This window comes from Niallia sp. WK069_GA_01, assembly GCF_983173855.1.
The window spans coordinates 1-17,285 of sequence record NZ_OZ470138.1 but is presented as its reverse complement, the minus strand read 5'-3'; the positions used below and the strand labels follow the sequence as shown (position 1 = coordinate 17,285).

Annotated in this window: 9 protein-coding genes, 8 tRNA genes, 2 rRNA genes and 1 pseudogene; 19 read left to right on the top strand and 1 reads right to left on the bottom strand. The window is 38.9% G+C overall.

What is annotated here, in order from left to right; genetic code table 11:
• Positions 1 to 169: 169 nt before the first annotated feature.
• The 10 genes from AC5LWL_RS00100 to AC5LWL_RS00055 all read left to right on the top strand — a co-directional run bounded on the left by AC5LWL_RS00100 (position 170) and on the right by AC5LWL_RS00055 (position 5,278).
• Positions 170 to 3,106 (top strand): 23S ribosomal RNA (locus tag AC5LWL_RS00100).
• Between the two features lie 115 nt (positions 3,107 to 3,221).
• Positions 3,222 to 3,338, top strand: a 5S ribosomal RNA gene (gene rrf, locus AC5LWL_RS00095).
• A 17-nt stretch (positions 3,339 to 3,355) separates the two neighbouring features.
• Positions 3,356 to 3,430: transfer RNA gene (locus AC5LWL_RS00090), tRNA-Asn, on the top strand.
• 43 nt (positions 3,431 to 3,473) lie between these two features.
• Positions 3,474 to 3,546: transfer RNA gene (locus AC5LWL_RS00085), tRNA-Thr, on the top strand.
• 1,072 nt (positions 3,547 to 4,618) lie between these two features.
• Positions 4,619 to 4,693, top strand: a tRNA-Glu gene (locus AC5LWL_RS00080).
• A 3-nt stretch (positions 4,694 to 4,696) separates the two neighbouring features.
• Positions 4,697 to 4,772 (top strand) — tRNA-Val (locus AC5LWL_RS00075).
• 123 nt (positions 4,773 to 4,895) lie between these two features.
• Positions 4,896 to 4,971: transfer RNA gene (locus AC5LWL_RS00070), tRNA-Thr, on the top strand.
• A gap of 31 nt (positions 4,972 to 5,002) precedes the next feature.
• Positions 5,003 to 5,086, top strand: a tRNA-Tyr gene (locus tag AC5LWL_RS00065).
• Positions 5,087 to 5,129: 43 nt separating this feature from the next.
• Positions 5,130 to 5,204, top strand: a tRNA-Gln gene (locus tag AC5LWL_RS00060).
• Position 5,205: 1 nt separating this feature from the next.
• Positions 5,206 to 5,278: transfer RNA gene (locus tag AC5LWL_RS00055), tRNA-Lys, on the top strand.
• A 629-nt stretch (positions 5,279 to 5,907) separates the two neighbouring features.
• Here AC5LWL_RS00055 and AC5LWL_RS00050 read toward each other — a convergent pair.
• Positions 5,908 to 6,084: a Spo0E family sporulation regulatory protein-aspartic acid phosphatase gene (locus AC5LWL_RS00050; RefSeq protein ID WP_493432471.1), complete on the bottom strand. Its 177-nt coding sequence runs from the start codon at positions 6,082 to 6,084 to the stop codon at positions 5,908 to 5,910.
• 295 nt (positions 6,085 to 6,379) lie between these two features.
• Between AC5LWL_RS00050 and sigW the strand changes: the two genes are divergently transcribed.
• From sigW to AC5LWL_RS00005, 9 genes and pseudogenes are all read left to right on the top strand, one after another.
• Complete coding sequence (gene sigW / locus AC5LWL_RS00045) at positions 6,380 to 6,943, top strand: RNA polymerase sigma factor SigW (RefSeq protein WP_493432470.1); 564 nt, start codon at positions 6,380 to 6,382, stop codon at positions 6,941 to 6,943.
• 17 nt (positions 6,944 to 6,960) lie between these two features.
• Positions 6,961 to 7,611: a zf-HC2 domain-containing protein gene (locus AC5LWL_RS00040; protein ID WP_493432469.1), complete on the top strand. Its 651-nt coding sequence runs from the start codon at positions 6,961 to 6,963 to the stop codon at positions 7,609 to 7,611.
• Positions 7,612 to 7,823: 212 nt separating this feature from the next.
• Positions 7,824 to 8,648: a diadenylate cyclase CdaA gene (cdaA, locus tag AC5LWL_RS00035; RefSeq protein WP_493432468.1), complete on the top strand. Its 825-nt coding sequence runs from the start codon at positions 7,824 to 7,826 to the stop codon at positions 8,646 to 8,648.
• The gene (locus tag AC5LWL_RS00030; protein WP_493432467.1) at positions 8,641 to 9,978 is read left to right on the top strand and encodes a CdaR family protein; all 1,338 of its coding nucleotides are present in this window, start codon (positions 8,641 to 8,643) and stop codon (positions 9,976 to 9,978) included. The genes cdaA and AC5LWL_RS00030 overlap by 8 nt, the downstream gene beginning before the upstream one ends.
• 38 nt (positions 9,979 to 10,016) lie before the next feature.
• A complete protein-coding gene (glmM, locus tag AC5LWL_RS00025) occupies positions 10,017 to 11,366 on the top strand; it encodes a phosphoglucosamine mutase (protein ID WP_493432466.1) in 1,350 nt (449 codons plus the stop codon).
• A gap of 708 nt (positions 11,367 to 12,074) precedes the next feature.
• Positions 12,075 to 13,877: a glutamine--fructose-6-phosphate transaminase (isomerizing) gene (gene glmS, locus AC5LWL_RS00020; protein ID WP_493432465.1), complete on the top strand. Its 1,803-nt coding sequence runs from the start codon at positions 12,075 to 12,077 to the stop codon at positions 13,875 to 13,877.
• A 151-nt stretch (positions 13,878 to 14,028) separates the two neighbouring features.
• On the top strand, positions 14,029 to 14,868 hold the full coding sequence (locus AC5LWL_RS00015; protein ID WP_493432464.1) for a TnsA endonuclease N-terminal domain-containing protein: 840 nt from the start codon (positions 14,029 to 14,031) through the stop codon (positions 14,866 to 14,868).
• Positions 14,865 to 17,021, top strand: a complete 2,157-nt coding sequence (locus AC5LWL_RS00010; protein ID WP_493432463.1) for a TnsB C-terminal domain-containing protein — start codon at positions 14,865 to 14,867, stop codon at positions 17,019 to 17,021. The genes AC5LWL_RS00015 and AC5LWL_RS00010 overlap by 4 nt, the downstream gene beginning before the upstream one ends.
• Positions 16,996 to 17,285 (top strand): annotated as a pseudogene (locus tag AC5LWL_RS00005) (ATP-binding protein); the annotation flags it as partial. The gene AC5LWL_RS00010 and the pseudogene AC5LWL_RS00005, both read left to right, overlap by 26 nt.

Here is a 17,285-nt window from a genome sequence, read left to right as displayed (position 1 = left end):
AGATATAGTGAATCTGTTAAAAGTGAAACTATTATCAAAAACTTGAGGGTAAAGAGAAACAAACAGGTCAAGGAAGCGCCGGAGCGAGCACCGGAACGTACTTTGTACGTGAGGAGCGGAGCGAAGAAGCTGACGAAGAGATGTGAAGTTTATCTTTAGCCGAAACCAAAGTTAAGTTAGAAAGGGCGCACGGTGAATGCCTTGGCACTAGGAGCCGATGAAGGACGGGACTAACACCGATATGCTTCGGGGAGCTGTAAGTAAGCTTTGATCCGGAGATTTCCGAATGGGGAAACCCTCTATCCGTAATGGGATAGAATCTTTACCTGAACACATAGGGTACTGAAGGCAGACCCGGGGAACTGAAACATCTAAGTACCCGGAGGAAGAGAAAGCAAACGCGATTCCCTGAGTAGCGGCGAGCGAAACGGGATTAGCCCAAACCAAGAGGCTTGCCTCTTGGGGTTGTAGGACACTCAACATGGAGTTACAAAGGAACGGGGTAGATGAATAGGTCTGGAAAGGCCAGTCATAGAAGGTAAAAACCCTGTAGTTGAAACTTCGTTCCCTCCTGAGTGGATCCTGAGTACGGCGGGACACGAGAAATCCCGTCGGAAGCAGGGAGGACCATCTCCCAAGGCTAAATACTCCCTAGTGACCGATAGTGAACCAGTACCGTGAGGGAAAGGTGAAAAGCACCCCGGAAGGGGAGTGAAATAGATCCTGAAACCGTGTGCCTACAAGTAGTTAGAGCCCATTAATGGGTGATAGCGTGCCTTTTGTAGAATGAACCGGCGAGTTACGATTACATGCGAGGTTAAGTTGAGAAGACGGAGCCGCAGCGAAAGCGAGTCTGAATAGGGCGAATAAGTATGTGGTCGTAGACCCGAAACCAGGTGATCTACCCATGTCCAGGGTGAAGTCCAGGTAACACTGGATGGAGGCCCGAACCCACGCACGTTGAAAAGTGCGGGGATGAGGTGTGGGTAGCGGAGAAATTCCAATCGAACTTGGAGATAGCTGGTTCTCTCCGAAATAGCTTTAGGGCTAGCCTCAAGGTAAGAGTATTGGAGGTAGAGCACTGTTTGGACTAGGGGCCCCCATCGGGTTACCGAATTCAGACAAACTCCGAATGCCAAATACTTATCCTTGGGAGTCAGACTGCGAGTGATAAGATCCGTAGTCAAGAGGGAAACAGCCCAGACCACCAGCTAAGGTCCCAAAGTATACGTTAAGTGGAAAAGGATGTGGAGTTGCTTAGACAACCAGGATGTTGGCTTAGAAGCAGCCACCATTTAAAGAGTGCGTAATAGCTCACTGGTCGAGTGACTCTGCGCCGAAAATGTACCGGGGCTAAACGTATCACCGAAGCTGTGGATTGACATCTATTGATGTCAGTGGTAGGAGAGCGTTCTAAGGGCGTTGAAGCTAGACCGTAAGGACTGGTGGAGCGCTTAGAAGTGAGAATGCCGGTATGAGTAGCGAAAGATGAGTGAGAATCTCATCCACCGAATGCCTAAGGTTTCCTGAGGAAGGCTCGTCCACTCAGGGTTAGTCGGGACCTAAGCCGAGGCTGAAGAGCGTAGGCGATGGACAACAGGTTGATATTCCTGTACCACCTTATGAACCGTTTGAGTAATGGGGGGACGCAGGAGGATAGGGTAAGCGTGCTGTTGGATTAGCACGTCCAAGCAGTTAGGCTGGTAATGAGGAAAATCCCGTTACCATAAAGGCTGAGCTGTGACGGCGAGGGAAATATAGTACCGAAGTTCCTGATTCCACACTGCCAAGAAAAGCCTCTAGCGAGGTTCAAGGTGCCCGTACCGCAAACCGACACAGGTAGGCGAGGAGAGAATCCTAAGGTGAGCGAGAGAACTCTCGTTAAGGAACTCGGCAAAATGACCCCGTAACTTCGGGAGAAGGGGTGCTCTTTTGGGTGTTAAAGCCCGAGAGAGCCGCAGTGAATAGGCCCAGGCGACTGTTTAGCAAAAACACAGGTCTCTGCGAAGCCGTAAGGCGAAGTATAGGGGCTGACACCTGCCCGGTGCTGGAAGGTTAAGAGGAGGGGTTAGCAGCAATGCGAAGCTCTGAATTGAAGCCCCAGTAAACGGCGGCCGTAACTATAACGGTCCTAAGGTAGCGAAATTCCTTGTCGGGTAAGTTCCGACCCGCACGAAAGGTGTAACGATCTGGGCACTGTCTCAACGAGAGACTCGGTGAAATTATAGTACCTGTGAAGATGCAGGTTACCCGCGACAGGACGGAAAGACCCCGTGGAGCTTTACTGTAGCCTGATATTGAATTTTGGTACAGCTTGTACAGGATAGGTAGGAGCCTTGGAAGCTGGAGCGCTAGCTTCGGTGGAGGCATTGGTGGGATACTACCCTGGCTGTATTGACATTCTAACCCGCACCCCTTATCGGGGTGGGAGACAGTGTCAGGTGGGCAGTTTGACTGGGGCGGTCGCCTCCTAAAAAGTAACGGAGGCGCCCAAAGGTTCCCTCAGAATGGTTGGAAATCATTCGTAGAGTGTAAAGGCACAAGGGAGCTTGACTGCGAGACCTACAAGTCGAGCAGGGACGAAAGTCGGGCTTAGTGATCCGGTGGTTCCGCATGGAAGGGCCATCGCTCAACGGATAAAAGCTACCCCGGGGATAACAGGCTTATCTCCCCCAAGAGTCCACATCGACGGGGAGGTTTGGCACCTCGATGTCGGCTCATCGCATCCTGGGGCTGTAGTCGGTCCCAAGGGTTGGGCTGTTCGCCCATTAAAGCGGTACGCGAGCTGGGTTCAGAACGTCGTGAGACAGTTCGGTCCCTATCCGTCGTGGGCGTAGGAAATTTGAGAGGAGCTGTCCTTAGTACGAGAGGACCGGGATGGACGCACCGCTGGTGTACCAGTTGTCTTGCCAAAGGCATAGCTGGGTAGCTATGTGCGGAAGGGATAAGTGCTGAAAGCATCTAAGCATGAAGCCCCCCTCGAGATGAGATTTCCCATAGCGTAAGCTAGTAAGATCCCTGAAAGATGATCAGGTTGATAGGTTTGAGGTGGAAGCATGGCGACATGTGGAGCTGACAAATACTAATAGATCGAGGACTTAACTAAAAATGATTAATTCGGTTCTTTCTTCTTACACATAATCTAGTTTTCAGTGAATAATTTTTAAAATTTCACTTGAAAAATTTAAAAAAGACGTTATAATAATAATTGTCTTAATAAGTCTGGTGGCGATAGCGAGAAGGTCACACCCGTTCCCATACCGAACACGGAAGTTAAGCTTCTCAGCGCCGATGGTAGTTGGGGGCTCTCCCCCTGTGAGAGTAGGACGTCGCCAGGCATATATATTTTTACTATTCCGCAGTAGCTCAGTGGTAGAGCATTCGGCTGTTAACCGAACGGTCGTAGGTTCGAGTCCTACCTGCGGAGCCATTTTTTTATTTTAATAAGTTTTTTACATATATGTTAGCAAAGTGCTTCCATAGCTCAGCTGGTAGAGCACTTCCATGGTAAGGAAGAGGTCACCGGTTCGAGTCCGGTTGGAAGCTTACTCTATAAACGTTGATATAAAGTCATTTCTCCTTAATGAGAGATGGCTTTTTTGTTTGTTGTTTTCCCTTCGAACCGACTCAACAACTGACCGGTTTCGATAAAAGACAAGCTGCCAAAGGTTGTCTCAAGAAAACAAACATAGATTTTCTATAGTACTTTCGTTTGGTGGTGGAAAAAGCTTAAACGACCACCTGCTAAAGGAGTTGAATTTGGAAATAAAATGCCTACAATTAAAGTTGTTATCTTTGTCGCACAAAAATAGTTTTAGGCTATAAGTATTTGACCCCAGTAATCTTTTAACGCAGGAAACTGCTCTTGATGAAGCCTCGATAACTTTCCTTTTAGGTGCTTGTATGATTTACTTGAGGGCAATACTTGATGAGCAGGCTAATAATAATTGGATATGATCTTTCTTAACATTCCCTTATAAGATATTAATTCCCCTTCAGATCCTTGTCTTAATATCTTACAGCAGTCGATCCATGTAATACCTAATATCTATATTTGTTACGCAGATCACATGAATTTCGCTATCAAAAAACGTATGACCGTTTTTTCATATTAGTCTATATCTTTTCCCCTCACAGCTTTAGTATGGATACCAACATAGAAGGTGAAAGCAAATAATGGTGAAGTTAAATCACACATTTGGATAGTAAAATAAAATTTTTACTCCTTGTTATTACAGTGCATACTCAAAAAGGAGGATAAAAAGGACCAAAAAGTTTGAGGCTGCTTCTGCTTTACTTTAAGCATCGACTTTCCAAAGGATGTGGTGACTTCAACGTAGCTCACAAGACGTGGTGGCGTATTTAGCCGGCCAGCGCCAAGCTCTAGTGAGTATGCTTCTAGCCTCTAAAAGTAAAAACCCTTTTTGAGTCTGGAGAGCATTTTTCTTCGGAAATAAACAAGGCGCCCCGCGCTGTTCTTAGTAGCTAGGAATCAGAATATAGAAAAATTCCTCTATTAAAATCTGAAAATTTAAACTTTTTATTTTTACTTTACAATCTTATAAGTTTTTTATATAATAAATCTTGTCAGTTGAGAGAACAACGAAAAAAAACATATGGCCCATTGGTCAAGCGGTTAAGACACCGCCCTTTCACGGCGGTAACACGGGTTCGAATCCCGTATGGGTCACCAAATGGAGGATTAGCTCAGCTGGGAGAGCATCTGCCTTACAAGCAGAGGGTCGGCGGTTCGATCCCGTCATCCTCCACCATATTGTTATTTATGAAAAATAAAATGGACAAGCCTTTTCCATTTTATCATATACTAACAATTGATAACAACATGAATAATATCCTTTTTAATAGGGAAACTATTATAGAAGATATTAATACTTGCCGGGGTAGCTCAATTGGTAGAGCAACTGACTTGTAATCAGTAGGTTGGGGGTTCAAGTCCTCTCGCCGGCACCATTTACACGAAATAAAATGGATTTTTAATATCGGAGGGGTAGCGAAGTGGCTAAACGCGGCGGACTGTAAATCCGCTCCTTCGGGTTCGGCGGTTCGAATCCGTCCCCCTCCACCATTTTAAAATTGGACAACATAGATATGTCCTTTTATTTTTTTATTGGGCTATAGCCAAGCGGTAAGGCAACGGACTTTGACTCCGTCATGCGCTGGTTCGAATCCAGCTAGCCCAGCCAAGAGCCATTAGCTCAGTTGGTAGAGCATCTGACTTTTAATCAGAGGGTCGGAGGTTCGAATCCTCCATGGCTCATCCAAAAGATCAAGCACAATTGTGTTTGATCTTTTTTTGTAGTGTTAGAATTTATTTTTAACTTCTAAGAAAGCATCCTTGGCCTGCATTACGATAGATAATAGTTGATTCTTTTAGCGGTAAGTTTTAAATATCAAATAGAAGAAGCAGCATTTCTCTATGAAGAAGTTTCATAGCAGTAAATTAGTTTCTAAACAAAAAGATTGTTGAATCTCGTAAAAGCAAACCGAGCTATTGTGTAAAGTTTATAAGGAAAAGGTTTTACGGAAGTTTTTTAGGGCGAAGAATCTAGCGTTAACGGCTTTAGGGTAACTGCTGTTTTAAAAGGTTCTTTAAATGGATAGTTTCATTAATAGCTGGATAAATAAAGAAGGCATCCTATTAAGGGGGATTATCTGTAACTAATCATGTATGTTTATTTATTCATACACGCTAGTGAAGTTGGACACTTTAAGGATACCTTGCTTAAAAGGTAAGAACGTATAAAATTGTTGAATTTTGAAGTCTGTCTAGCTCTAGTGAGCGTTGCCCGATGCCTCTAGAAGTAAAAAACACTTTTTTGAGTAATGTGAACATTTTTCTTCAGAGCTATTCAAGGCACCCTGCGCTTTTCTTAACATCGTCATACTTTAATTATTTCTGGGAGTGTATCTTGAACGTTGGAAGCTGTTATATTCATTTAATAATTCATCTAATTTAATGCTTATATCAATAACTCTTGGGTGTGAAAAAGATGTACAATTTGCAAGATAAACCATCATCTCACGGTATTCTTCAATATCTTGGAGCAATTTTTTTTCCGACATAAGCTTCACCCTCAATCTATCTCTTCATTTTATTTTCTTGATTTTAGCATAATATTAGTTTTTTTATAACCAATAATAAAATTTTTAAACATTATGTGTCATAATTTGTTAAAATAATAGCAAGTCTATCAAAAAAAAGTGAAAAATACATATAATTTATTTAAAATTTCCCAATTAGTAGGAAAATACAACATATACAAAAGAAGAAAATATAAAAAATAATTATTAAAGTGAAACCTTTTCCGCTATCGATACGTACTATCGATTAGCCGCATTTAGAGCGGAGGTAAAATAGATGGAAGCAATAGTAAAGAAGAGAATTAAACAAGTATTAAAAGGGGATCAAAATGCCTTTGGCGAAATTATCGAACTTTATAAGGACAAGGTATTTCAAATTTGCTATCGTATGCTTGGCAATCGTCATGAAGCAGAAGATATGGCACAAGAAGCCTTTATTCGCGCATATGTTAATATACACAGATTTAACATAGAATTAAAGTTTTCGACATGGCTGTATCGTATTGCTACAAATCTTTGTATTGATCGTATTAGGAAGAAAAAGCCGGATTATTATCTTGATGCAGAAGTTCCAGGGACAGAAGGGCTTAATATGTATTCCCAAATATCTTCTAATACAAGACTGCCAGAAGATGATGTAGAAAGCTTGGAGCTGCAAGCTTTAATACAGAGAGAAATCTCGAAATTGCCTGATAAATATCGAGCAGTTATTGTATTGAAGTATATCGAGGAACTTTCTTTGAATGAAATAAGTGAAATTTTAGAGCTTCCTTTAGGAACAGTGAAAACACGGATCCACAGAGGAAGAGAAGCATTAAGAAAACAATTACGGCATGTCTGATAAAGAAGGTGAAATGTATGACTTGTTCAAACAAAATTATTGAATATATGCATGACTATCTCGATGAAGAAATTGAGGCTGACCATAAAGAAAAATTAAAAGAGCATTTGCAGAAATGTGAGGCTTGCTCTACGCATTTTCATGAATTAAAGAAAACAATTGCTTTAGTGCAAAGTACTTCACATATACAAGTGCCTGTCCATTTTACGGATAATGTAATGGCAATGTTGCCAAAGGAACAGAAGAGAGTCACGTTTAAAAGATGGATAAGACATCATCCGCTTTTTGCGGCAGCATCGTTGTTTATTATATTAATGGTTTCTAGCTTATTGTCTGCTTGGAATGAGGATCATCAATTTTCTGTTTCGAAGCAAGCGAATTTAGTTGTACAGAATGATACTGCTATTGTCCCTAAAGGGGAAGTAGTAAAAGGAGATATCATTGTTCGAAATGGCAATATAAAAATAGAAGGTCAGGTTCAAGGAGATGTTACGGTAATAAATGGTAAAAAATACATGGCATCAGCTGATCAAGTTACCGGGGAAATAAAAGAGGTAAATGAAATATTTGAGTGGTTATGGTATCACACGAAAAAAGTATTTTCTGATACAGTAAATATCTTTAAAGGTGATGACCAAGTGGAAAAGAATAGCCTCCCTGCATCTTAAGTGTGGGGAGCTTTTCGTGATGTGCAAAGAAAAGCCGCTTATTTTTGTTTTTAAGAGGAAAAAAGGCATATAATAAGGAAGGCATCGATAAGAAGTGGAAGAATTCAATAAGTTTGTCTAAATTGGTATTAAAACGAATTATGATATAATATGATAATTGTAGGTTAAAAATAAAATACTACTATTGAAATATATACTTTGGAGGAAGGAAAATGTCGTTTGCAGATCTCCCTTTTTTAAAATATTTAGCGAATACAGTAGACATTCTCCTTGTGTGGTATGTCGTTTATAAAGTAATAATGATCATAAGAGGGACAAAAGCTGTACAACTGTTAAAGGGAATTTTTGTCATTCTTATTGTGAAGCTACTAAGTGATTATCTCCAATTACAAACATTAAGCTGGATGATGGAGAAAGTTATCTATTGGGGTGCATTAGCAATAATCATTATCTTCCAGCCGGAGTTAAGGCGAGCCCTTGAGCAATTAGGACGAGGGAAATTTTTCGCTAGAAGCGGAATGCAGGAAGAAGAGAGTCAGGAATATATTATTGAATCGATCGTCAAAGCCGTTGATTATATGGCTAAAAGAAGAATTGGAGCGCTTATATCGATTGAAAAAGAAACAGGTATGAGTGATTATATAGAAACGGGTATTTCATTGGATTCAAAAATATCTTCTGAGCTGCTAATTAATATATTTATTCCAAACACTCCTTTGCATGATGGAGCGGTAGTTATACAAAAAGCAAATATAGCAGCAGCGGCTTGTTATCTTCCTTTGTCTGAAAGTCCGTTTATATCAAAGGAACTGGGCACTAGGCATCGGGCAGCTTTAGGAATTAGTGAAGTGACTGATAGTATAACGGTGGTAGTATCAGAAGAAACGGGAGCTATTTCCATTACGAAAAATGCGGAGCTCCACCGTGATTTAAAACTAGATGTATTTAGAGAGCTTTTGACAAGCGCCTTAATTATACCATCTACAAAGCAGACTTCTTCCGTTAAATGGGGCTGGAAGGGGAAGAAAAATGAATAAACTATTTGATAAAATTATAGATAGTACTTTATTTATGAAAATAATAACCTTTGCATTGGCGCTGCTTTTATTTTCCACTGTTTACGATCCAAATAAAGAGTCCAGTGATGTAAATGTTCCAGGAGATAATGATACAGAAGTTGTCGAAAATGTGCCAGTAAGAGTATATTACGATACAGAAAATGTGGTCGTTACAGGTGTGCCTAAGACGGTAGATGTTACATTGACCGGGCCAACAAGTCATTTGCAAATCGCAAAGCAAAGAAAAGATTTTGAAGTGTATGTTGATTTAGCAAATGCAAAAATTGGCAACAAAGAGGTAAAGCTACAGATTAAGAATTTATCAGATAAGCTGAAAGCGAAGATTGACCCTAAACAGGTTGAAGTAACTGTAAAAGAAAAAGTAACAAGAGAATTTAAGGTGGAAGCAGAATATAGCAGCAAAATAATAGCAGACGGATATTCAGCAGAAGCAGCTACTGTAAATCCAAGCACAGTAAAGATTACTGGTGCGAAGGATGAAATTGATAAAATCGCCTATGTAAAAGCAAATGTAGAAATTGATGGATCTACATCACAATCGATTGAACAAGATGCAGAGATATCTGCTTTAGATAGTAGTTTAAATAAATTGGATGTACAAGTAGAGCCAGAAACAGTTAAGGTAGCGATACCTGTTAAAAGGGTAAGTAAAAAAGTACCAATTGAAATAGAGAAAAAAGGCTCACCACCATCTAATGTAACGATAGATTCTATTACGTTAGATACGAAAGAAGCAACAATTTCAGGGGCGGAAAATGTATTAAAAGATACGAAAAATGTCCGAGTAGAAGTTGATTTAAGTAAAATTGAAAAAGATCAAATACTATCATTACCGGTTATTATTTCTAATGGGATTACAGCTGTGCAGCCTCAATTAGTAAATGCAACTGTAAAAGTAACCATTGCAAAGGAAAACAACGAAGAATCAACAGAGGAAACAAACGAACAAACAGAAACAGACGGGGAAGCAGATTCAACAGAGACTTCCACGCCCGAACAAACTAGCACAAAAACTTTATCAAATGTTCCAATAAATATAAAAGGATTAGGAGAGAATCTGGAAGGCACTATTACTTCTCCTAAAAACGAAAGTACCAATGTGGAGGTTACTGCGAAAGATTCAATCTTGAATGGAATGAAGGCATCAGACTTTTCCATCTATGTAGATGTTACTGGCTTGAAAGAGGGAGACCATGAAGTGCAAGTAAGCGTTGATGGTCCTGATGACGCAAGCTGGGAATTGGGGAGTGAGACAGCCAGCGTTTCTATCACTTTAAAGGATGCTTAAGAAAAGGTTTTAATATAGTTAGAAGGAGCGATTATTTAATGGGTAAATATTTCGGTACGGACGGAGTACGAGGAATTGCTAACAGTGAACTGACGCCGGAAATAGCATTTAAGCTTGGTAGATGTGGTGGTTTTGTATTAACGAAAGATAAAGACCGGCCAAAAGTATTAATTGGTCGTGATACTCGTATTTCTGGCCATATGCTGGAAGGAGCTCTTGTAGCAGGTTTGCTATCAATTGGTGCTGAAGTAATGCGCTTAGGTGTTATTTCAACACCTGGGGTTTCTTATTTAACCAAGGTGTTAGGTGCTCAGGCAGGGGTAATGATTTCAGCATCCCATAATCCTGTTGCGGATAATGGAATTAAATTTTTTGGTCCTGACGGCTTTAAACTGTCAGATGAACAAGAGCTAGAAATTGAGGCTTTCATTGATGAAGAAAATGATTCATTGCCAAGACCGGTTGGTGCTGACTTAGGACAAGTAGATGATTATTTTGAAGGTGGACAGAAATATCTTCAATTTTTAAAACAATCGGTTGATGAGGATTTTACAGATATTCATATTGCATTAGATTGTGCACATGGTGCAACGTCTTCTTTAGCGATGCACTTGTTTGCTGATTTAGATGCAGATATCTCGACAATGGGGGCATCCCCGAATGGTTTAAATATTAATGATGGGGTTGGCTCTACTCATCCAGAAGCGCTAGCGGCATTTGTTAAGGAAAAACAAGCAGATGTGGGTCTTGCTTTTGATGGAGATGGAGATCGCTTAATCGCGGTTGATGAGAACGGAGAAACAGTTGATGGAGATCAGATCATGTATATTTGCGCAAAATACATGAAAGAAACGAATCGTTTAAAGCAGAGCACCGTTGTTTCCACTGTAATGAGTAATTTAGGCTTTTACAAGGCATTAGAAGCACACCAAATTGCAAGCATTCCAACTGCAGTTGGTGATAGATATGTAGTGGAAGAGATGCGCAAAAGCGGATACAATCTAGGCGGAGAACAATCTGGTCATATTATTTTCCTTGATTATAATACAACAGGGGATGGTTTATTAACGGGCTTACAGCTTGTGAATATTATGAAAGCAACGAAAAAGCCCCTTTCCGAGCTAGCTGGAGAAATGAAAAAATTCCCACAGAAACTTGTAAATATTAAAGTAACAGATAAATATCATGTAACAGATAATGAAAAAGTAAAAGAAGTTATTACAAAAGTAGAACAAGAAATGAATGGAAATGGCAGAATTTTAGTACGACCTTCTGGAACAGAGCCTCTTGTCCGTATAATGGCAGAAGCTCCTACAGAAGACTTATGCAATGCATATGTGGATAGAATTGAAGAAGTAGTGCAAAAAGAGATGGGAATAGAAGAATAGAAAGTTGCTTGCTAAAAGCACTTAAAGTTATTACTATGTCCCATGACACGAAAAAAACACTTTTGCATAAATTATAGGGTGATGAAAATACTACTTTGTTAGATTTTCATTGCCCTGTTTTCCTATTAAAAAAGATTTTCTTTCTAGAGGTTGTTCAAAAGTCCGGTAAAAATGACACGTCGAATTTCTTCGTTGGTTTGCTTTTCCGCTTCTCACGTATTAACACCATACGCTGTGATGCTCAAGAGCTAAACCGCCTCGAACTTCTTGGTCCTTTTTATCCTCCTTTTTGAACTCGCACTTCTAGTGATAGTAAGTTGATTTTCTCCTTAAAATAATTGGATTTCCTTCCAGTAGTTTGGAAAACAGTTAGCAATTGACGGAACGTTTCCATGTGAGGTATGATTAACTTGCTTTTGTAAAAAAGCGCTATTTTTTGCAAGGGGGATAGAGGTTTAAGTAGGAATAAAAGCGCCTGGACTAGTTATGGACGACACAAAACTAGTTGACGAGGAGGAGGTTAATCGATTTTTCGGCGGATGCCTCCCGATTGCATTAGCCAATCGCTGGTTCTTCTTTAAAACATGAAGGCAACTTAATGGACAAAGAGAAGAGCATGCTAATAATAAAAAATACTACAGAGATAGGGGAGCAAGTAATGGCCCCTAAAAATGGCTTCTTGCTTCCCTAGAACGGAGGAAAAGAAGTATGTGCGGAATAGTTGGTTATATTGGAAACCTAGATGCGAAAGAGATTTTATTAAAAGGGCTAGAAAAGCTTGAATATAGAGGATATGATTCTGCAGGTATTGCCTTAAGCAACGGAGAGGGCATTCAAGTGTTTAAAGAAAAAGGACGCATCGCAGATTTGCGTAAGATTGTTGATGAGGATGTATTCGCGAGAGCAGGCATTGGTCATACGCGCTGGGCAACACATGGTATTCCAAGTCAATTAAATGCCCATCCACATAAAAGCGGATCCGATCGTTTTACGATTGTTCATAATGGTGTAATCGAAAACTATGATTTATTAAAAAAAGAATATCTTCCAGAAACAATGTTAAAAAGTGATACAGATACAGAAGTAGTGGTACAGCTAATCGAACATTTTGTGGAAGCAGGCGAAGAGGTAAAAACAGCCTTTGTACAAACGTTAAAATTGTTAAAAGGTTCTTATGCGATTGCATTGTTGGATGAACAAAACAAGGATGTTATTTATGTCGCTAAAAACAAAAGTCCGCTTTTAGTCGGGTTAGGCGAAAACTTTAACGTTGTTGCAAGTGATGCAATGGCTATGCTGCAAGTAACAAATCAATATGTGGAGCTTGTCGATAAAGAAATTGTGCTTGTAACAAAAGATGAAGTGATCATCGAAACATTAGATGGAGAGGTTATTTCCCGGGAAGCATACACAGCGGAATTAGATGCTAGTGATATTGAAAAAGGAACATACCCACATTATATGTTAAAAGAAATAGATGAACAGCCTGTAGCGATCCGTAAAATCATTCAAGAATACCAAGATAATGATGGGAAATTAACAATTGACCCTGCTATTGTAGGGGCAGTTAAGGAAGCAGACCGCTTATATATCATTGCAGCGGGAACATCTTATCATGCAGGATTGCTTGGCAAACAGTTTATTGAAAAACTAGCGCAAGTCCCTGTTGAGGTTCATGTTGCAAGTGAGTTTGGTTATAATATGCCGCTGCTTTCTGAAAAACCACTCTTTATCTTCATTACACAAAGTGGCGAAACGGCAGACAGCAGAGCAGTATTGGTACATGTAAAAGAATTAGGCTATCCAACGCTTACAATCACAAATGTTCCTGGTTCTACATTATCCCGTGAAGCTGACCACACCCTTTTATTATATGCTGGACCGGAAATTGCCGTTGCTTCGACAAAAGCATATACGGCACAAATGGCAGTTCTTTCTATTCTTGCTGAAGTAACAGCCAAGAGCAAAGGCTTTGATCCAGGTTTTGATTTAATTCATGAGTTAGGTATTATCGCTAATGCAATGGAAGTTATTTTTGAAGAAAAAGAAGAAATTGAAAGCATGGCAAAGGAATATTTAGCAACAACACGCAATGCGTTCTTTATTGGCCGTGGAATCGATCACTATGTTGGACTGGAAGGCTCTTTAAAGCTAAAAGAAATCTCTTATATTCAAGCAGAAGGTTTCGCAGGTGGCGAATTAAAGCATGGAACCATTGCTTTAATTGAAGATGGCACACCTATTATCGCATTAGCAACACAAGAAGTAGTTAACTTAAGCATTCGCGGAAACGTAAAAGAAGTAGTTGCGCGTGGGGCAAATCCTTGCATCATTTCCATGAAAGGATTAGAAATGGAAGGCGACCGCTTTATCATTCCAGCAGTGCACGAGTTGTTAACACCCCTAATCTCTGTGTTACCGTTACAATTAATCGCCTACTATGCAGCACTTCACAGAGGCTGCGATGTAGATAAACCACGTAATCTGGCTAAGTCTGTTACGGTAGAATAAGGTAGACTTATGTAATAAAGTCGATTGTGGCTTTGAAATAAAGTCGCGATGTTTATAAAAAAGATGCGATGTTTTGAAGAAAGTCACGATGTTTTAAAGAAAGTTGCGAAACTTTACCCCTTTAGATATGATTGTCTAAAGGGGTGTTTTTATGTCTAAAAGAAAAAGAACATCTGAAATCGAGAAGTGGATTAAAGAAGGTCGTGGTTCAGGAATTGGTTCAGAATATAAACCATGGTTAAAGATTCAAGATGTATCTTCGCTAGGTAGATCTACTCGCTTAAAAGGAATTAAGACAAAAAGGCAGCATGAGTTTTTATCAGATTTAGAACGAAACTACTTTTATATTACTGAATATTCGGATTTAGTCCTGGATATTCGTGAACAATTTCCTTTACTTCCACTGGAAGAAACAATTGTCATTGCAGATGAGTTAGGTATTAAACATCCTACCAATCCCAAAACGGGAGAACCTATTGTGATGACAACGGATTTTTTAGTAACGATTAATAATGGACAAAGTATATTTGATGTAGCTCATACAATTAAAATGAAGGATGAATTATTAAAAGAGCGAATACTTGAAAAATTTGAGATTGAACGTGAGTATTGGCATCGAAAAGAAGTTAATTGGGGCATAGTGACAGAAGAAGAAATACATAAAACAATGGCAAGAAATATCAGTTATATTCACAATTACTATGAAATTCGAGACTATGATGTATTTAGAGAAATGAGTGCCCAGAATATTAAAGATTTATCTATTTCATTAATGCAAAGGTTATTAGGAACTAAAGAAAGCATACGTAAAATCACAAATGAATTTGATAAAGATACACATTTGCCTTTTGGTAGTGGTATAACGATGTTCTATCATTTATTATCTCGAAAAATCATTATCATAGATATGATTGAGCCTTTAGATTTAGAAAAGCCAGTCACCATTAAGTCAATTGATGATAGTAATCTAAAGAAGGTGAAATACGGATGATATTGATAAACCAAGTGCTTCAATATGTTTCTGATTCAAGGAGACTACGTGTTATTGAGATAGAAGAAACTTATGTGTATATAGTTAATATTGATACGACAAGTGCTATGCCCCAAAGGGAAATTTATTCAAACTTACAGGCAGAGATGAATCAAGATGAGCTTTTTGTTGTAAGTGATCCTTATGCAAAAGCCATTCCAGATAGTGAACTTACGGAAGTTCAAATTCGTAAACGTGAAGAAGATTGGAGAACAGTAGAAGAATATATCCTTCCTAATATAAGAGAGTTACTAAGAAAAAAAGGAAGAGAGAAGAAGATTACTGAAATCGTTAAGACAAGTGGAATTGGCAAAACGAAAATAAAGAAATTGCTTAGTCGTTATTGGCAGCGTGGTATGAATAAAAATTCCATGTTACCAGACTATGCAAACTCAGGAGGTAAGGGTAAAGCGAAGTCTTTGACAGAAGCAAAAACAGGTCGTCCACGCAGAGTGAATATTAGTGGCGATTATCAAACTGGTATTAATATAACGAATGAAGTGAAGATCCAGTTTGAGCATGCCATAAATAGATACTACCGCAAAACGAACAATTACTCATTAAAAGATGTCTATCATTTCATATTACGTGATTTTTATTCAGACCGTTATAAAGAAAATGGTGAAATGAAATTCAGAGTGTGGGAAGCAGACCGAATTCCATCTTACAATCAATTTTATTATTGGTTTAAGAAACTAGAAGATCCGAAGAAAGATATTCAGTTCCGTAAAAGCGCTAAAGAATATGAACTGAAGCATCGCCCTATTTTAAATAATTCAAAATCGGAAACGAATGGCCCAGGTACTCGTTATCAAATTGACGCTACAATTGCAGATATATATTTAGTGAGCTCGTTTGATGTAAATAAAGTAATTGGTCGTCCTGTTATTTATGCTGTTATCGATGTGTATTCGCGAATAATAACAGGACTATATGTTGGATTAGAAGGGCCTTCATGGATTGGAGCGATGATGGCTTTAGATAATATGGTAGCTGACAAGGTGGAGTTTTGTAAGCAATGTGGAATCGAGATTACAGAGGAACAATGGCCAACGAAACATTTACCCGAAATTATTATTGCAGACCGTGGAGAGTTTGAAGGTTATTCTGTAGAAAATTTAATCAATAACTTAAATATAAAAATAGAAAATACCACAGCTTACCGAGGAGATTTAAAAGGAATTGTTGAACGTAAATTTCGTACGTTTAACGGCAAGATAAAACAAAAGGCTCCTGGTGCAATTCAAAAGGAATATCGAGAACGTGGAGATCAAGACTATCGCTTAGATGCTACATTAAATCTTAAAGAATTCACAACATTAATAATTACGTTAGTACTTCACCATAATCATAAACTTATTGATAAATATCCAATGGAAAAGGAAATGATTTCAGACAGTTTAGTACCAACGCCGGTTAACTTATGGAAATGGGGAATTCAAAATCGTAAAGGGCGTTTACGAACGATTGATCGTAATATTCTACGCTTAAATGTGTTACCACGTGGTAAGGCAACCATTTCTAGAGCAGGTATTAAGTTTAAAAACTTGTTATATGGTTCACGACAAGCAATTGAAGAACAGTGGTACCTGAAGCTTAAAAACCGCAGTATTGAAATTGTTTATGATCCTCGTAATGTCGAGAAGATATATATTCCTCATGATAATGGGATGGATTATGAAGTATGTATATTACTTGAACAAAGTCAACAATATCGAAATGATTTTTTAGAGGAAATCATTTTTCAACAACAGCTACGAAGCGAGTTGGAAGAAATTGAACGTTCTCATCAAGTACAGCTAACAATTAATACAGATGCCGTAATGAACGAAATAATTAAAAGGGCAGAAAAGAAAAAAAGGCAAACTTTCAACCAATCGACTAGTAAGAAAGAAAAAATTGTTTCGATAAGAGATAACAAACATACGGAAAAACAGTTGAATCGTGAAAAGGAAAAGTTTGATCTATCATCAACTATAGTTAGTGATCAAGCGGGTGTTATTGATTTTGTCACTAAAGAAAAAGTACAAGATGATATACCTAAAAGGTCTAGTTCAAGTCTAATGGAAAAACTAAAGAAGAAAAGAGATGAGGCGTTTGGAAAAGACGAGTAGCCTAGTCCTTAAAGGCGATTTAGAGGAAGCTACATATAAGAAACAAGCTTTATCAGAGTATAGTAGAAATCCATTCATCGAAGCTCTTCCTCCTATTTTCAGTGAAGATAATGTGCTAGACCGATTTATGGTAACACCACGTATTACTCAGCAAGAAAAGCAAAGTGAAACGAATATTCGATATCATGTGTTGAAACGTGTTAAAAATTTTACTCAGCCCTTACCTATCCATTTTGAAGTAGAACGGAGACTTTCTACGTTAAT